Genomic DNA, 16831 nt, shown 5'->3' with positions numbered 1-16831 from the left:
TCCTGAAGCTGAATGCGTACGGGGTTCGTACATGAAAGAAGGGGCGGAGCGCGGCGCTCCACCCCTTCATCCGTTTACCGCGTGATCCTCACGCAGGCTCGTCGTCAGTCGGTGACGGCACCCTGGTGGAACGTACGGGAGATCACGTCGAGCTGCTGCTCCTTGGTGAGCTTGACGAAGTTCACCGCGTAGCCGGAGACGCGCACGGTCAGGTGCGGGTACTTCTCCGGGTGCTCGACGGCGTCCTCGAGCTGCTCCTTGCGCAGCACGTTGATGTTGGCGTGGTACAGGCCGTGGCCGTTGCCCGCGTCGAGGATGCCGACGAGGTTGCTGATGCGCTCGTCCTCGTCACGGCCGAGGCCGTCGGGGGTGATCGTGTTGGTCAGCGAGATGCCGTCCAGCGCGTCGTTGTAGTCGATCTTGCCGACCGAGAACATCGACGGGAGCATGCCGTGGGAGTCCATGCCGTTCTCCGGGTTCGCGCCCGGGGCGTACGGGGTGCCCTTCTTGTGGCGGGACGGGAAGGAACCGGTGTTCTTGCCGTACTCCACGTTGGAGGTGATCGTCAGGATGGACTGGGTCGGGACGGCGCCGCGGTAGACCGGCAGACGCTTGACCTGGCCCATGACCGTGGAGACGACCCACTTGGCGATGTCGTCGGCGCGGTCGTCGTCGTTGCCGTAGACCGGGAAGTCGCCTTCGGTGCGGTAGCCGACGACCAGATCGTCATCGGCGCCCTCGACGTACTCGTACTCGTGGCCCGGCAGGTCCTTGGCGTCCTTGTTGTAGATCGGGTACACCTTGGCGTACTTGACGGCGGACAGCGAGTCGGCCGCGATCGACAGGCCGGACATGCCGCAGCCGAGGGTGCGGTAGACCTCCTTGTCGTGCAAGGCCATCTCGATGGACTCGTACGCGTACTTATCGTGCATGTAGTGGATGATGTTCAGCGCCATGACGTAGGTCTCGGACAGCCATTCGAGGGCCTTCTCGTAGTTGGCCTTGACCTTCTCATAGTCGAGCGTGCCGTCGGCTTCGGGAGCGATCGGGTCGATCACGCCCTTGTCGATGACCTGCATGCCGGTCATCTCGTCGCGGCCGCCGTTGATCGCGTACAGCAGGGCCTTGGCGGAGTTGACGCGGGCGGCGAAGAACTGCATCTGCTTGCCGACGCGCATCGGGGAGACGCAGCAGGCGATGGCGGCGTCGTCGCCCCAGTGGGAGCGGATCTCCTTGTCGGACTCGTACTGGATGGCCGAGGTGTCGATGGAGATCTTGGCGCAGAACTTCTTGTAGCCTTCCGGCAGCTTCGGATCCCAGAAGATGGTGATGTTCGGCTCCGGGCCGGGTCCGAGGTGCTCGAGGGTCAGCGTGTTGAGCAGACGGAACGAGGTCTTGGTGACCATCGGACGGCCGTCGTCGGCGAAGCCGGCGTCGGACCAGGTCGCCCAGTACGGGTCGCCGGAGAAGATCGCGTCGTAGTCCTTGGTGCGCAGGAAGCGCACGATGCGCAGCTTCATGACGATGTTGTCGATGAGCTCCTGGGCGCCGGTCTCGTCGAGCGTGCCGTTGTCGAGGTCGCGCTGGATGTAGCAGTCGAAGAACGCGGAGTTGCGGCCGAAGGACATGGCGGCGCCGTCCTGGCTCTTGACGGAGGCGAGGTAGCCCATGTAGGTCCACTGCACGGCCTCCTGCGCGTTCTGCGCCGGACGGGTCAGGTCGAGGCCGTACTCGTTGCCGAGGTTGATGAGCTTCTTGAGGGCCTTGATCTGCTCGTCGTGCTCCTCGCGGAAGCGGATCCAGTGCTCGATCTCCGGCTCGGTGAAGTCGTTGCGGTACGGCACGGAGTCCTTGTCGCGCTGCTTGAACTTGATCAGCGTGTTGACGCCGTACAGGGCCACGCGGCGGTAGTCGCCGATGATGCGGCCGCGGCCGTAGGCGTCCGGCAGGCCGGTGAGGATCTTGTTATGGCGGGCGACCTTGATCTGCTTGGTGTACACGCCGAAGACGCCGTCGTTGTGGGTCTTGCGGTACTTGGTGAAGATCTTCTTGATCTCCGGGTCCGGCTCCTTGCCGGCCTCGCGGATGGCCTGCTCGACCATGCGCCAGCCGCCGTTCGGCATCATGGCGCGCTTGCACGGCTCGTCGGTCTGCAGGCCGACGATCACGTTGTCGATCTCCGGGGACTCGATGTAGCCGGCCGGGAACGCGTCGATGTCGGCCGGGGTGTGGGTGTCCACGTCGTAGACGCGCTGCTTGCGCTCGACGGCGAGGTAGTTGTCGTCGAGGTACTTCCACAGGTGCTTGGTCTTCTCGGTGGCGTTGGCCAGGAACGACTCGTCGCCGGTGTACGGAGTGTAGTTCTTCTGGATGAAGTCACGGACGTCGATATCCTTCTGCCAGTTGCCCTCGGTGAAGCCGGCCCATGCCTTGGCCTCGAGCTCCTCCTGGGAGACTGCGTTCTCAACTGCTGTCATGTCACTCCTTGGTGTCGTGGTATGCAACGCTTCCTTGTCGTTGCGTTTTCATTTATGAATTGTAGTTGAACGAGTCTGGGAACTGGCTGATTTCGTCAGTGAGCTATATCACATTATTCGTGATCGTTCACAGACGCCGCGGCGCCGCCGTTCTGCCGCGTACGCGAAGGGGCGTCCGATGCGCGTGCATCGGACGCCCCTGTCATGCGGCGCTATGAGTGCGCGGTACGCATGTACGCACGGTCAGCGTTCGTCGTCGCCGTCGGACCGGCCGCCGCCCCACTTGTTCCATTCGCGGGTCTGCTCGTCCCATACGGTGTTGCGCTCCTTGACGATCTTCCACGCGTCGAGCGCGTCCTGGCGGGTCTTGTACGGCCCCATCCGCTGTCCGATCGGCGAGAGCTTGCCGAGCTCCGGCTGTTCGGTGACGGTGTTGAAATACCATTCCTTGTCGGTCATGTCCCCTCCTTGTCGTCGAACGGCCGCGCACATGCCCGGAACCGGGAACACGCACGGCCGCATCATGCCGTGTACGTCGACGTCACTCGCGGAACGCGTTCGTCACCGGCAGACGACGGTCGCGGCCGAACGCGAGCGCGGTGACCTTCGGGCCGAGCGGGTACTGGCGGCGCTTCCATTCGGCGCGGTCCACGAGTCGCATCACGGTGTCGACGGTCTGCTCGTCGAAGCCGTCGGCCAAAAGGTCGGCGCGGCCGTGCGCGTGTTCGATGTACGCGGCAAGCACCTGGTCGAGCAGCGCGTATTCGGGCAGCGAGTCGGAGTCCTTCTGGCCGGGGCGCAGTTCGGCGCTCGGCGCCTTCTCGATCGAGTTGACCGGGATCATCACGCCGCCGGGCAGCGGCGTGCCGGAGTCACCCTGCTCGTTGCCGACGATGTGCAGGCCGCCGATGCCCATGCCGGCCGCGGCCGCGCGGTTGCGCCAGCGGCTCAGCTCCCATACGCGGGTCTTGAGCAGGTCCTTGATGGGCGCGTAGCCGCCGACCGCGTCGCCGTAGATCGTCGAATAGCCGCACGCCAGCTCCGACTTGTTGCCGGTGGCCACGGCGAGCAGCCCCTTCGAGTTCGAGTAAGCCATGACGATGACGCCGCGGATGCGCGCCTGCAGGTTCTCGGCGGCCACGCCGTCGAGGTGCAGCTGCTGCTGGTAGGCGTTGAACAGCGGTTCGATCGGCTGGATGTCGTATTTGGCGCCGATGTTGGCCACGAGGTCGGCCGCGTCGTCCTTCGAGCCGTCGGACGAATACATGGACGGCATGGAGATGCCCTGCACGTGTTCGCCGCCCACCGCGTCGGCGGCCATCGCGGCCACGAGCGCGGAGTCGATGCCGCCGGACAGGCCGAGGCACACGCCGTGGAAGTGGTTCTTGGCCATGTAGTCCTTGAGGCCGAGCACGCAGGCGGTATACACCTCCTCGTCGGGGTCGAGCTCGGGCGCGATCTCGCCGGGCGTCTGCTTCGCGGCCATCGTATCGAGGTCGAAGAAGCCGAGGTGTTCCATGAACATCGGCGAGCGGACCAGCATCGTGCCGTCCGCGTCGACGACGAAGCTGCCGCCGTCGAAGACGAGGTCGTCCTGTCCGCCGACCTGGTTGACGTAGATGACCGGCGCGTGCACTTCGGCGGCGCGGCGCACGGCCAGTTCATGCCGCACGTGCGTCTTGCCCTCCTCGTACGGCGAGCCGTTCATGGTCATGAGCACGTCGATGCCGCGCTCCGCGAGTTCGGCGACCGGGCCGCCGTCCTGCCAGATGTCCTCGCAGATCGCCACGCCGATGCGTGCGCCGTCCACGTCGAGCACGACGGACCGGTCGCCGGCGGTGAAGATGCGGAATTCGTCGAACACACCGTAGTTGGGCAGGAAGTGCTTGTCGTAGCCGGCCCATACCACGCCGTCGTGCAGGACGACCATGCGGTTGCGCGGCTTGTCGGACGCGTGGTCGGTGCCGACCGTGCCGACCGCCACGTACAGGTCGCCGAGTCCGTCGGCGGCGAGTTCGGTGGCGAGCCAGTTGGCCTTGTCCCATGCGGCTCGGCGGAACGTGCCGCGCAGAGCGAGGTCCTCGATCGGGTAGCCGGTGAGCGTCATCTCGGGGAAGACGACGACCTGCGCGCGGTTGCGGGCCGCGAGGTGCACGTATTGCATGATCTTGTCGGCGTTGCCGTCGAGGTCGCCGACGCAGGTGTCGATCTGGGCGAGTGCGAAGCGAATCTGTGTCATGGCTTCCTAGTGTAGTTCGTCGAGCACGCGCAGCGCGGCGTTCGCATAGAAGTTGACGGCCGGTTCGATCGCGCCGTCCAGTCCGACGAAGTGCGGACTGTGCCAGTCGGCGCAACCCTCCTGGCCGTTCGAGCCGATGAACGCGAACACGAGCCGCGCCTTGCGGCCGAATTCGACGAAATCCTCCCCTGCCATGCTGGCGCGGATCGACTTGAGCGTCGCGTACTGCGGCACGTCGGCGGCCACGGCCTCGGCGAGCGGCGCGTCATTGACGAGCGGCAGCTGAATGCAGTCCCAGTCGACGTCGGCGCCGATGCCGTACGCTTCGGCGGTGTGGTTCACCTCGGCGACGAAGCGGCGGTGCACGAGCGCCTCGTCGTCGTTGTCGAAGAAGCGGACGGTGCCCTGGAAGCCAGCTTCGGCGGGCACCACGTTCCACACGTCGCCGCCGTGCACTTCGGTGATGGACAGCACGACCGCATGGAACGGCGAGATGTTGCGGCTGACGATGGTCTGCAGCGCGAGGATCATCGTGGCGAGGGCCTCGATCGGACCGGTGCCCTTCTGCGGGTAGCCGGCATGGGTGCCCTGCGCGTGGAGCGTCACCTTGAACTTGACACAGCCGGCCATCATCGGCTCGGGGCCGATGGCGATCTGTCCGGGCGCGTAGTTCGGGTTGTTGTGGGTGCCGATGATCGCTTCGACGTCGTCGGCCACGCCGGCGGCGATGACCCGGCGCGCGCCCATGCCGAGCTCTTCGGCGGGCTGGAAGATGATCTTGATGCTGCCGGCGATCCTGTCGCGGTGGTCGGCGAGCCAGAACGCGGCGCCGAGCAGGCCGGTCATGTGCAGGTCGTGGCCGCAGGCGTGCATGACGCCGTCGTTGACGGAGACGAACGGCAGACCGGTCTCCTCGTGGACGGGCAGGCCGTCGATGTCGGCGCGCAAGGCGATGCGCGGGCCGGGACGGTCTCCTTCGATCAGGCCGACCACGCCGGTCTCCAGCGTGGTGTCGAGCACGTCGATGCCGTGCTCGCACAGCTGCCGCGCAAGATACGCGCTGGTGTCGTGCTCCTCGAAACTGCGTTCGGGATGCTGGTGCAGGTAATGGCGGATGGCGATCAGGTCGTCACCGACGGTGATGTGTTCGGTCATGGGAACCTCCTAATCTGTGCCGGCGATCCGTGCCCATGTCGGATCGCCGGACGACGGTAATGCCAAGGCTACTGCTGGCGCTTGAGGATGCGCTTGGCGATCGCGTTCGCGATGCCCTGCACGACCTGCACGAGCACGATCATGATGACCACGGCCGTCCAGGTGACCGTCTGGTCGAACTTCTGGTAGCCGTAGGCGATGGCGAAATTGCCGAGTCCGCCGCCGCCGATGTAGCCGGCCATCGCGGACATGTCGAGCACGCCGATGAACAGGAACGCGTAGGCGAGGATGAGCGGGGCGAGCGCCTCGGGAATGAGCACGGTGCGGATGATGGTGAGCTTCGAGGCGCCCATCGCGCGCGCCGCCTCGATCATGCCGTGGTCGACCGGCACGAGATTCTGCTCGACCAGTCGGGACGTGGCCACGGTGCACATGACGACCATCGGGAAGATCGCCGCCACGGTGCCGATCGACGTGCCGACCACGGCGATGGTGACCGGCTGCATCGCGGCGAGGAAGATGATGAACGGGATCGGCCGGATGATATTGACGATGAAGTCGAGGATGCGGTAGACGACCGCGTTCTCGAACAGGTTGCCGGGGCGGGTGCCGTACAGCACGACGCCGAGCACGAGGCCGAGGAACCCGCCGATCACCAGCGTGACCAGCACCATCTCAAGCGTCTGCCCTATGGACTGGAACAGCAGGGGCTTCAGCACCGTCCAGTCGGTCGGACGGGCGGCCAGCGTCACCGTCCCGTCCGTGGCGTGCTGCACTGCGTATGCGGCGTATGCGTTCATCGTGTCTCCCCTTCCCCGTTGTTCGCGGCGGCCGCGTCATGCGCGGTGCCGTACGTGGTGCCGTGAGCGGCCGCCAGTGCCGCGTCGTAGTCGATCGGCTGCGCGGCCGTGCCGAAATCGATGAGATCGCTGTCCCGCCCCAGCGCATCGAGGAACGCCCGCAGACGCGTCTCGTCCCCCGAAAACTCGTACGTGATCGCGCCGATGGCGACCCCGCCGACCGTGTCGATGCCACCGTACAGCAGGCTGCTGGGCACGCCGTGCTCGGCGATCAGCTGCGAAATGTTCTGCCCGGACGCGTTCACCGCGTCGCCGTGTTCGCCCGCGGCCACATCCTTCTGGCGGATGAGCACGGTCACGATCCGGCCCGGCCAGTCGCGGTGCAGCTGCGCGACGCGGTCCGGCTCGGGCACGCCGTCCACGGCCGTGGCGATGAACCGCTTGGTGACCGGTTCGCGCGGCGCGGCGAACACGTCGTACACGTCGCCGGATTCGACGATGCGGCCGTTGCTCATCACGGCCACACGGTTGGCGATGCGCTGCACGACGTTCATCTGGTGCGTGATCACCACGATGGTGATGCCGAACTCCTCGTTGACGCGTTTGAGCAGCGCCAGCACCTCGTTGGTGGTGTCCGGGTCGAGCGCGCTGGTCGCCTCGTCGGCGAGCAGGATCTCGGGGTTCGTGGCGAGCGCGCGGGCGATGCCGACGCGCTGCTTCTGCCCGCCGGACAGCTGCGACGGGTATTTGCCGGCCTGATCGGCGAGGCCGACGAACTCGAGCAGTTCGGCCACGCGTCGGTCCTGATAGTCCTTGCGCCAATGGTCGAGCTGCAGCGGGTAGGCGACGTTCTGCGCGACGGTCTTCGTGGAGAACAGGTTGAACTGCTGGAAGATCATGCCGATCTTCTGGCGGATGGGCCGCAGCTTGGATTCGCTCAGCTTGGTGACATCGGTGCCGAGCACGGTGACGGTGCCGGAGGTGGGCCGTTCGAGGGCGTTGATGAGACGAACCAGCGTGGACTTGCCGGCGCCGGAATAGCCGATGACGCCGAACACGTCGCCGCGGTTGATGGTCAGGTTCACGTCGTCGACGGCCCGGAACGCCTGTTTCGCGCCTTTCTGGCGGAATTCCTTGACCACGTGGTCGAACGTGATGATGGGTTGGGACATGCGGTGCTCCTTATGCGCGGCGTGTGCCGCACGCATGGACGAGGCTCCTGCCGCCGTGCGTGGCACGGTGGCAGGAGCCGTATGGATGGGATCGGCGTCATGCCGATGCTACGCCGACGGGGCTATCTTGGAGGGCTCGCGTCTCACGCGGGTCACTGGGCCTTGGCGTCCTTCTCGATGTCGGCCAGATAGCCCTGCAGGTCGGAGGCGCTGAACTTGTCGGCGAAGACCGCGGTGCCGCCGGAGTTCTCCTGCAGCTTGTCGAGCACGTCCTTGGTCTGGAAGATCTTGATGAGCTTCTTGTAGGTCTCGTTGTTCACGTCGGCCTTGCGGGCGACGAACACGTTGATGTACGGGCGGGCCTCCTCGCTTTCGGCGTTGTCCTGGTAGATCGCGTCGGTGGGCTTGAGGCCGGCGTCGGCGACGTAGTCGTTGTTGACGACGCCCGCGGCGATGGTCGGGTCCTTGAGCGAGTTGGCGACCTGCTCGGCCTTCAGCGGAGTGACCTTGACCTTGGACTTGGCAGTGTCGATGTCGGCGGGCGTGGTGAACGCGGTCCAGTCGCCCTTGAGCTCGACGAGGCCGGCGGCCTTGAGCACGCCGATGGCGCGCGCCTGGTTGGTTTCGTCGTTCGGGATGGCGACGGTGTCGCCGGACTTGATCTCGTCGATGCTCTTGACCTTGGCGGAGTACACGCCGAGCGGGTAGATGGCGGTGCCGCCGATCGGCTGGAGGTCCTTGTTGTTCTGCACGTTGTAGTTGGCGAGGTACAGCAGGTGCTGGAACTCGTTGAGGTCGAGCTCGCCGGAGTCGAGCGCCGGGTTTTCGGAGGTGTAGTCCTGGAAGTCGACGATCTTGACGTGGATGCCGGCCTCCTCGGCCTTCTTCTGGAACACCGTCCACTGCGGATCGGTGGCGCCGACCACGCCGATCTTGACCGGGTTGTTCGCGGAGCCCTTCGCGTCGCTGTCCTTGGCGTTGACGGTGCGCAGGCCGAAGAACACGGCCACGGCGACGAGCGCCACGACCACGACGGCGATGACGATGTTACGGGCGGTGTGGTTGACGCGCACCGGCTCGTTCGGGCTGGCCGGCTGCTGGGTGGTGTTTGCCATGAGTAGTCTTCCTCTCTTCTCATGTCCTGGCTTGTTGACGTATCCCACCATACGACGCCAATGGCTCCGGATCGGCGGAAAATGGCGGATTGCCGTATACGCGTTCCTTATAGCGCGCGCGAATCCCCAATGACGGCGGGGTCCTGATAACCGGCTACGGCCGTCCGAGTCGGCCTGTTTTCCGTATCGTGGACGGTGTTTCGGACGACGCGTCCCATCATGATCGTCCGTACACTGGAGACGGACATCAACTCTCAGCATTACGAAACGGAGCACCGCATGACCGTCACCGCACCATCCGACCGACCGGACGTCCGCGCCGCGTTCTTCGACATCGACGGCACGCTCACCAGCTTCGTCACGCACATCGTGCCGCGGTCGACCATCGACGCGCTGCACCGGCTGCAGGATCGCGGCATCAAGGTGTTCATCTGCACCGGCCGCGCTCCCTCGCACATGACGGTCGTGCTCGAGACGATCCCCGTGCACTTCGACGGTATAGTCGGACTGAACGGCCAGTACTGCTTCGACGACCACGGATTCCTCGAGAAGCAGCCGCTCGACGCCGACGACATCGCCGTCGTCACACGCTGGCTGGACGAGCATCCCGACGTGTGCGCGAACTACTGCGAGAAGGACTACGTGTACTTCAACCAGGTCACCGACGCGATGCGCGCCACATGGGCGCAGCTGGGCAAGACCGCACCCAAGGTGTTCGTCGACGATCCGCATGTGCGCACCCTCACGCACGAGACGTTCCAGATCAGCCCCTACATCACCCCCGAGCAGGAGGCCGAAGTGACCTCCCTGTGCCGCAACATCATGGGCGTGCGCTGGCATCCGGACTTCACCGATCTGATCCCCGCGAACGGCGGCAAGCCCGAGGGCATGAAACGGTTCATGCGCCACTACGGGTGGACGAGGGAGCAGACGATCGCGTTTGGCGACGGCGGCAACGACGCGGCGATGCTCGAATTCGCGGGGATCGGCGTGGCGATGGGCAACGCCACCGAGCCGGCGAAACGGGCCGCCGATTACATCACCGATGATGTCGACCACGACGGCATCATGAACGCCCTGCGCCACTTCCGCGTGCTGTAGCGGCTAAGCCCGCGGCCATCCGTACGTTTTCGCCAACCCCATCGGCAGAAACGTACGCTACGCACGCTCATCCGTACGTTTCTGCCGTAGCCTCTGCAAAAACGTACACGACGGGGCTCTGTCTGTACGTTTTTGCAGATGGTTGTGCACAAACGTACGTCAGCGGTTGCCGATCGCACGGCTTAGCCGACGCCGGGGGGCATGAAATCGCAGACACGGGCATCCCAGTTATCCACATAAAGCGGTTTATCCAATAGCGTTCGACCACATAGGTCGAATATCGCTCCTTCCCCTTGCCGTATGCCGTATCGTCCGATGCATGAAAACCAATCGACGCATCGAAGACATACTGGATACGGCGCAGCGGGAACAACGATGCGCCGTCGGTCTCGCCGACCGTGACCGGCGCGCATTGCTGCGGCGGGCGCGCGAAGGATTGCTGGACCGCCCGCATCGCAACCTATACGTCAGAAGCGAGTACTGGCGCTCGTTGACGCCCCATCAGCAGCATCTGCATCTGGCGCGTTCGCTGGCCGTGCTGCATCCCCAATGGGTGTTCGCCGGGCTGACCGCGGCCTGCGTACACGGATTCGAGCACCAGTATGCGACGCACCGCAACGCAGCCGTATTCGTGGCCGACCCGTATGCCGGACCACGGCGTTCGTCCGGCATCGTGCATCGTCTGCATATGCCGGACGTACGGCCGGTCGTCGTCGACGGGCTACGGGTGACCGACGCGCGGCGCACGCTGATCGACTGCGCGCAACGGCATTCGTTCCGCGAGATGCTGCCGATGGTCGATTCTGCCGCGCGTCGGGGCGTGGATATCCAAGGGTTGCCGTCGTTGTGCCGTGAGTTGGGACAGGACGGTGCGATGATCGCCCGATCGTGCGCCTACGCCGACCCGCTCAGCGAGAACGGCGGCGAGTCGTTGGCGCGGGCGATGATGATCGAACTCGGGTTCATGGTGCCGCGATTGCAGCGGGAGTTTCCCCATCCCACGAACCCGGAGACGCCGTATCGTGCGGATTTCACGTGGGAGCTGCCGGGCGGCGTCGTGATCGTCGGCGAGTACGACGGCATGGGCAAGTATGTGATGGCCGACGCTCGACGTGGCACCATCCAGGCCCGGGTGCATGCCGAGCGGGAGCGGGAGGTGCATCTGCTGGCGCAGGGGGTGACGCGCATCGTGCGGTTCGAGTTCGACGATCTGACGCACCCGGAACGGCTGGAGCGCAAGCTCGTCGAGGCCGGCGTGCCGCGGCATCGTCCGGGAGGATGATCGTCGGCGGCGGAGAACGGAAGATCACCCATGCGGATGAGGACGGGCGGCGGCGATTCAGGGAAGAATGGGGCATGTCCCCGATGACGAACCCCGGCCGGATCGGCCATGATGGGAACCGTCAGAGGGCAACCGCCAATCATCCCACCGAATCGAGGCAATCATGGTCTTCTTCACTCGCAGGCAGCGCCCGGCACTGGCCCGTGTGGTGCGCAACAGCAATACGGCCCGGTTCGACGCAGGATGCGACGATCCCGTGGATCCGGCGCTGGAGGATATCATCCGGCAGATCCGCGCGATTCCGCCGTCGGCCCGGGAACGGCTGACCGGTTCGCCGACGGTGTATGCCCGGTAGGCGGCAGGACATGGACGTCAAGCGGCATCGGCGCATCGGCGGCCGTCAATGCGCCCACAGACGATCGTGCCTCCTTGCCGATCAACGGCAAGGAGGCACAGCGATTACGTCACAACACGTCGATCGATTCGATCATGGCCGGTTCGAGCGGCGCGTCGGAACGGTCGGTCGGCACGGCCTCGAGCTTGTCGACGACCTTCTTGGATTCGTCGTCGGCGACCTCGCCGAAGATCGTGTGGTGGCCGTCAAGCCACGGGGTCGGCACGGTGGTGATGAAGAACTGCGAACCGTTGGTGCCGTGGATCTTGCCGTCGCGGCCGCGGCGCAGGCCGGCGTTCGCCATGGCGAGCAGGTACGGGCGGTCGAACTTGAGATCGGGGACGATCTCGTCGTCGAAGTCGTAGCCCGGGCCGCCGGTGCCGTTGCCGAGCGGGCAGCCGCCCTGGATCATGAAGTCCTTGATGATGCGATGGAAGGTCAGGCCGTTGTAGAACGGCTCGTGCGACGGCTGGCCGGTGAACGGGTCCGTCCATTCCTTCTCGCCGGTGGCGAGGCCGAGGAAGTTCTTGACGGTAACCGGGGTCTCGTCGTCGAACAAGTTGATCTTGATGTCACCTTCGGAGGTGTGCATGACAATAGTACTCATAACAGCACAGTCTCCCAGATGCTCCCGACCGGCCGACGCGCATCGCGCATGACGACGCGGGGCGGCCGACGGCACGCCCCGCTCCGAAGCGTCACTGCTGCATCTTGCGCAGCCGCGGCTCCTGCGAATCCTTGGATCCGGTGATGCGGTACACGTCGAATACGCCGTCGATCTTGCGCACGGCGGCCAGCAGCCGGTTGAGATGCTGCGGGTCGGCCATTTCGAAGCTGAACTGGCTGATGGCGACACGGTCGCGGCCGGTGGCCTGCGAGCCGGAGATGATGTTCACGCCGTGGTCGGACAGCACGCGCGTCACGTCGCTGAGCAGATGCTGGCGGTCGAGCGCCTCCACCTGGATCTTGACCATGAACAGGCCCTTGGTGCTGGTCCATTGCACGTCGACGACGCGCTCGGGCTGACGCTTCTTCAGGTCGAGCATGTTCTGGCAGTCGGCACGGTGCACGGACACGCCCTGACTGCGCGTGATGAAGCCGATGATCGGATCGCCCGGCACCGGCATGCAGCAGCGCGCCAGCTTGACCCACACGTCGCCGACGCCCTTGACGGACACGCCGAGCGCGTTGGTGGTCTTCTTGGGGGCCTCGACCTGCCGCAGCGGCAGCGCCTCCTGCTCGATCTCCTCGTCGACCTCGTCGCTGCCCGCGTCCTTGACGAGGTGCGCGATGACGTTCTGCGTGGAGATCTGCCCGTCGCCGATGGCGGCGAACAGATTGTCGGCGCTGGAGAAGTTGAGCTCGTCAGCCACACCAACCAGTGCGCTGGGGATGAGCAGCGCGGCGATCGGCAGATTGCGCTTGCGCATGGCGCGCGTCAGTTCGTCGCGTCCCTCCTCGATCGCCTCGGTGCGGCGTTCCTTGGAGAACCACTGGCGGATCTTGTTGCGCGCCTTCGGGCTTTTGACAAAGCTCAGCCAGTCGCGCGACGGGCCGGCGGTCTCGGATTTCGACGTGAGCACCTCGACGGTGTCGCCGTTTTCGAGCTTGGTGTCGAGCGGCACGAGACGGCCGTTGACGCGCGCGCCCATGGTGCGGTGGCCGACCTCAGTGTGCACGGCGTATGCGAAGTCAACCGGCGTGGCGTCGGCCGGCAGCGAGACGATCTTGCCTTTCGGCGTGAACACGTATACTTCGGCCGCGCCGAGATCCTCCTTGAGCGAACCGAGGAACTCGTCGGAGTCCGGCGTTTCGGAGGTCCAGTCGGCGAGCTGCTGGATCCATTTGAGGTTGTCGGCCTCGCTGAGCTCCTGATTGTCGGATTCGCCGCTGCCGCGCTTGCGGTCGGCCTTGTCCGGCGAGCTCAGCGCACGTCCGGCCTGCCCGTTCTCCTTGTACTTCCAGTGCGCGGCGATGCCAAATTCGGCGCGCCGGTGCATGTCCCACGTGCGGATCTGGATTTCGACCGGCTTACCGCCCGGCCCCACGACCGTCGTGTGCAGCGACTGGTACATGTTGAGCTTGGGCATGGCGATGTAGTCCTTGAACCGGCCGGGCACCGGGCTCCACCGCGCGTGCACGGCGCCGAGCGCCGCGTAGCAGTCCTGGATCGTGTCGACGATGATGCGTACGCCGACCAGATCGTAGATGTTGGCGAAATCGTGGCCGCGCACGATCATCTTCTGGTAGATCGAGAAGTAGTCCTTCGGACGGCCGGTCACGTACGCCTTGATGTGCTGCGCGTCGAGGTCCTCGTTGATTTCGGCGAGGATCTGCTTGAGGTACACGTCGCGCTGGCCTGCGCGGCGTGCGACGAGCACGACGATCTCGTTGTAGATCTTCGGATAGAGGACCTTGAAGCTGAGCTCCTCGAGCTCGGTCTTGATGGCGTTCATGCCAAGGCGGTTGGCGAGCGGCGCGTACACGTCGAGCGTCTCGCGTGCCTTCTTCTGCGCGCCGGCCGGCTTGACGTAGCGCCAGGTGCGCGCGTTGTGCACGCGGTCGGCGAGCTTGACGACGAGCACGCGCACGTCGCGGCTCATCGCGACGACCATCTTGCGGATCGTCTCGGCCTGCGCGGAGTCGCCGTACTCCATCTTGCTCAGTTTGGTGACGCCGTCGACGAGCCCGGTGACGGTGTCACCGAATTCGGCACGGCACTCGTCGAGCGTGTAGTCGGTGTCCTCGACGGTGTCGTGCAGCAGACCGGCGGCGACGACAAGCGGTCCCATGCCGAGGTCGGCGAGGATCTGCGCGACGGCCAACGGATGGATGATGTACGGTTCGCCGGACTTGCGCCGCTGCGTGGCGTGCTGGGTGACGGCGCGACGGTAGGCGCGTTCGAGGATCGACAGGTCCTCGTTCGGATGGTGGGCGCGGCATGCCTCCATGATCGGCTTGAGCGGGTTGACCGGATCATCGCTGATCTCGCATCCCAGCTTGCGTGCGGCCGCATACTCGTTTTCGGCGTTCGCCATAGCCCACCTCCCTCGTATGGGTTCCTATCCTACTCCGCCACGCCCGTCGAGCCGAAGCCGCGTTCCGCGCGGTCGGAACCGGGCAGCGTCTCGGCCGGGATGAACCGCGCCTCGGCGTATCGCTGGATGACCAGCTGCGCGATGCGGTCGCCGGGTTGGAATTCGACGGTCTGCTCGGGGTCGAGGTTGATCAGCGGCACCTTGATCTCGCCGCGGTAGCCGGCGTCCACGGTGCCGGGCGCGTTGAGCACGGTGACGCCGCGTTTGACGGCCAGTCCGGAACGCGGGTGGACGAGCGCGACGTAGCCGGCGGGCAGCGCGATGGCCACGCCGGTGGGCACGAGCGCCCGCTGGAACGGCTTGAGGGTCACGGCCTCGGTGGTGCGCAGGTCGGCGCCGGCGTCGCCGGCGTGGGCGTAATGCAGATCGGCCGGATGCTCGGGGTCGAGGGATTTGACCAGCACCTCGACGGTTTCCGGCTCGTTGTAGGTCTCGTCGATCGCCATCAGGCGGCGCACTCCTTGCAGACCGGCTGGCCGTCGTCGGTGGTGTAGGCGAGCTGGCTGCGGTGCTTGACCAGATAGCATTCGGAGCAGATGAACTCGTCGCCCTGCATCGGGATGACGGTCACCGAAGCGTCCTCGTTGCTCAGATCGGCGCCGGGCAGCTCGTAGTCCTCGGCGATGGCGTTCTCATCGTCGTCGATGTCGCTGGAGGAGTTCTGCGATCCCTTGCCGAGCGCCTGCAGCGACTCCTCGTCCTCATCCTTGTTACGAGGGGAATCGTAATCCTGAGCCATCGTGATCCTTTCGTCGAGATTGACTTCTTCTGCGCCATAGAATACATGACTTTTACTCGGCATAGGATACACGATTCGAAATACTCGTAAAATACGACACGTAGGGCACAATAGAGACGTAGGCCCGAGTGTCAAGGAAAGTGGTTGCGCATGCCTGAGAATCCGCTGGAGCAAGCCCGTTTCGACCATGTCGACGACGCGGGCGATCTCGTGTTCGCGGTGGGTAACCTGCGATTCGCGGTGAGCGTCGACGACACGCTGGAACGCGCCATTCTCGAAGCCAAGCAGATCCGTTCCGAATCGCAGACGCGGCAGCCCAAACCGGTGGAGTCGCTGCCGATCTCGCAGATCCAGTCGCTGATCCGCGCGGGCGCCGACCCGGCGCGCGTGGCCGAACGTTACGGGCTGAGCGAGGCGCTGGTGCGCCGGTTCTCGTCGGCCGTGGAGACCGAGAAGCAGTACGCGATCGAACAGTTCCTGTCGGTGCCCGCGCCCAAGGAGAGCCGCGTGCGCACGGTGTCGGAGCTCATCGAACGCACGCTGGCGACGGCGCGCATCGGCATGGAAACGCTGGCATGGCAGGCGACACGCCGGGGTCATGAGCCGTGGCGGATCACCGCGCGGTTCACCTCCGCGGGGCGCGGGATCAAGGCCGAGTGGACGTGGGACATGCACGACAATGCGGTGGTGTGCGTCAATTCGACGGCGAAGAAGCTGCTCGGCGAGCAGAATCTGGGCGTGAAAGGGCAATCCGGCGACCACGATGCGGACGCCGAGGGGCAGGACGGGTTCGCGCTGTCGCTGAATCTGCCGGGCGATTCGCTGCGTTCGGCGCGGATCGAACGCGAGGTGTCGCGGTGGGCCACGCCGGATGCCGCGGACGGTCAGGCCGCGGTTCCGCCGTCGCTGACGGGTGACGGCATCGACCCGCGCACGGTTGCCGCCGGGGTCTCGACGTCAGCCGGCACCGTCGCGTCGCCGACCGCGGCGCCCATGTCGGCCGCCGAATCCACGCCGTCACAGACCGTCATCGCTCAGGCCGCACCGACACCGACGTCGGCACCGGCACAGCCGAACGCAACGTCGGCCACGTCATCGACGGCCCAACCGGACGCGCTCGTCCAGCCGAATCCGTCCCCGACACCGGTCAAGCCGGCCAAACGCAAGTCCGGCCGGTCGGCGGTGCCCAGCTGGGACGAGATCCTGTTCGGCGAGTGAACCGGCCGATGGATCGTCCATGACATGCGACGCGGCCGGCA

General features: G+C 65.5%; 15 protein-coding genes. 4 read left to right on the top strand and 11 right to left on the bottom strand.

Annotated elements, in window-relative coordinates:
* Nucleotides 1-104: 104 nt before the first annotated feature.
* From pflB to DSM100688_RS01525, 7 genes are all read right to left on the bottom strand, one after another.
* Nucleotides 105-2477 carry a formate C-acetyltransferase gene (gene pflB, locus DSM100688_RS01555; RefSeq protein WP_152357404.1) on the bottom strand — a complete coding sequence of 791 codons (2373 nt, stop codon included), beginning with the start codon at nt 2475-2477 and terminating at the stop codon, nt 105-107.
* Between the two features lie 243 nt (nt 2478-2720).
* The gene (locus DSM100688_RS01550; RefSeq protein ID WP_152357403.1) at nt 2721-2936 is read right to left on the bottom strand and encodes a hypothetical protein; all 216 of its coding nucleotides are present in this window, start codon (nt 2934-2936) and stop codon (nt 2721-2723) included.
* A gap of 82 nt (nt 2937-3018) precedes the next feature.
* Nucleotides 3019-4716, bottom strand: a complete 1698-nt coding sequence (locus tag DSM100688_RS01545; protein WP_152357402.1) for an NAD+ synthase — start codon at nt 4714-4716, stop codon at nt 3019-3021.
* Nucleotides 4717-4722: 6 nt separating this feature from the next.
* Entirely contained in the window at nt 4723-5871 is a 1149-nt protein-coding gene (locus tag DSM100688_RS01540; RefSeq protein WP_152357401.1) for a M20 metallopeptidase family protein, read from the bottom strand.
* Nucleotides 5872-5939: 68 nt separating this feature from the next.
* The gene (locus tag DSM100688_RS01535; RefSeq protein WP_163146767.1) at nt 5940-6671 is read right to left on the bottom strand and encodes a methionine ABC transporter permease; all 732 of its coding nucleotides are present in this window, start codon (nt 6669-6671) and stop codon (nt 5940-5942) included.
* Nucleotides 6668-7843, bottom strand: a complete 1176-nt coding sequence (locus tag DSM100688_RS01530) for a methionine ABC transporter ATP-binding protein (RefSeq protein WP_152357400.1) — start codon at nt 7841-7843, stop codon at nt 6668-6670. Before DSM100688_RS01530 ends, DSM100688_RS01535 begins: the two co-directional genes overlap by 4 nt.
* A 152-nt stretch (nt 7844-7995) precedes the next feature.
* Nucleotides 7996-8958: a MetQ/NlpA family ABC transporter substrate-binding protein gene (locus DSM100688_RS01525; protein WP_152357399.1), complete on the bottom strand. Its 963-nt coding sequence runs from the start codon at nt 8956-8958 to the stop codon at nt 7996-7998.
* Nucleotides 8959-9237: 279 nt separating this feature from the next.
* On the opposite strand from DSM100688_RS01525, the gene DSM100688_RS01520 reads away from it, so the two are divergent.
* The 3 genes from DSM100688_RS01520 to DSM100688_RS01510 all read left to right on the top strand — a co-directional run bounded on the left by DSM100688_RS01520 (nt 9238) and on the right by DSM100688_RS01510 (nt 11696).
* Nucleotides 9238-10059: a Cof-type HAD-IIB family hydrolase gene (locus DSM100688_RS01520; protein ID WP_152357398.1), complete on the top strand. Its 822-nt coding sequence runs from the start codon at nt 9238-9240 to the stop codon at nt 10057-10059.
* Nucleotides 10060-10378: 319 nt separating this feature from the next.
* Nucleotides 10379-11341, top strand: a complete 963-nt coding sequence (locus tag DSM100688_RS01515; protein WP_152357397.1) for a hypothetical protein — start codon at nt 10379-10381, stop codon at nt 11339-11341.
* Between the two features lie 163 nt (nt 11342-11504).
* Nucleotides 11505-11696, top strand: a complete 192-nt coding sequence (locus DSM100688_RS01510) for a hypothetical protein (protein WP_152357396.1) — start codon at nt 11505-11507, stop codon at nt 11694-11696.
* 109 nt (nt 11697-11805) lie between these two features.
* On the opposite strand, the gene DSM100688_RS01505 is transcribed toward DSM100688_RS01510, so the two are convergent.
* The 4 genes from DSM100688_RS01505 to DSM100688_RS01490 form a co-directional block, all read right to left on the bottom strand.
* On the bottom strand, nt 11806-12342 hold the full coding sequence (locus DSM100688_RS01505; protein ID WP_152357395.1) for a peptidylprolyl isomerase: 537 nt from the start codon (nt 12340-12342) through the stop codon (nt 11806-11808).
* Between the two features lie 91 nt (nt 12343-12433).
* On the bottom strand, nt 12434-14773 hold the full coding sequence (locus DSM100688_RS01500; RefSeq protein ID WP_152357394.1) for a RelA/SpoT family protein: 2340 nt from the start codon (nt 14771-14773) through the stop codon (nt 12434-12436).
* A gap of 29 nt (nt 14774-14802) precedes the next feature.
* Nucleotides 14803-15279, bottom strand: a complete 477-nt coding sequence (dut, locus tag DSM100688_RS01495) for a dUTP diphosphatase (RefSeq protein WP_152357393.1) — start codon at nt 15277-15279, stop codon at nt 14803-14805.
* Nucleotides 15279-15572, bottom strand: a complete 294-nt coding sequence (locus DSM100688_RS01490; protein WP_152357392.1) for a DUF4193 domain-containing protein — start codon at nt 15570-15572, stop codon at nt 15279-15281. The genes dut and DSM100688_RS01490 overlap by 1 nt, the downstream gene beginning before the upstream one ends.
* Nucleotides 15573-15722: 150 nt before the next feature.
* On the opposite strand from DSM100688_RS01490, the gene sepH reads away from it, so the two are divergent.
* Entirely contained in the window at nt 15723-16790 is a 1068-nt protein-coding gene (gene sepH / locus DSM100688_RS01485) for a septation protein SepH (RefSeq protein WP_152357391.1), read from the top strand.
* Nucleotides 16791-16831 lie beyond the last annotated feature (41 nt).

It is taken from the genome of Bifidobacterium ramosum, assembly GCF_009299505.1.
Lineage (GTDB): Bacteria > Actinomycetota > Actinomycetes > Actinomycetales > Bifidobacteriaceae > Bifidobacterium > Bifidobacterium ramosum.
This window is presented reverse-complemented; position numbering and strand designations above follow the sequence as displayed.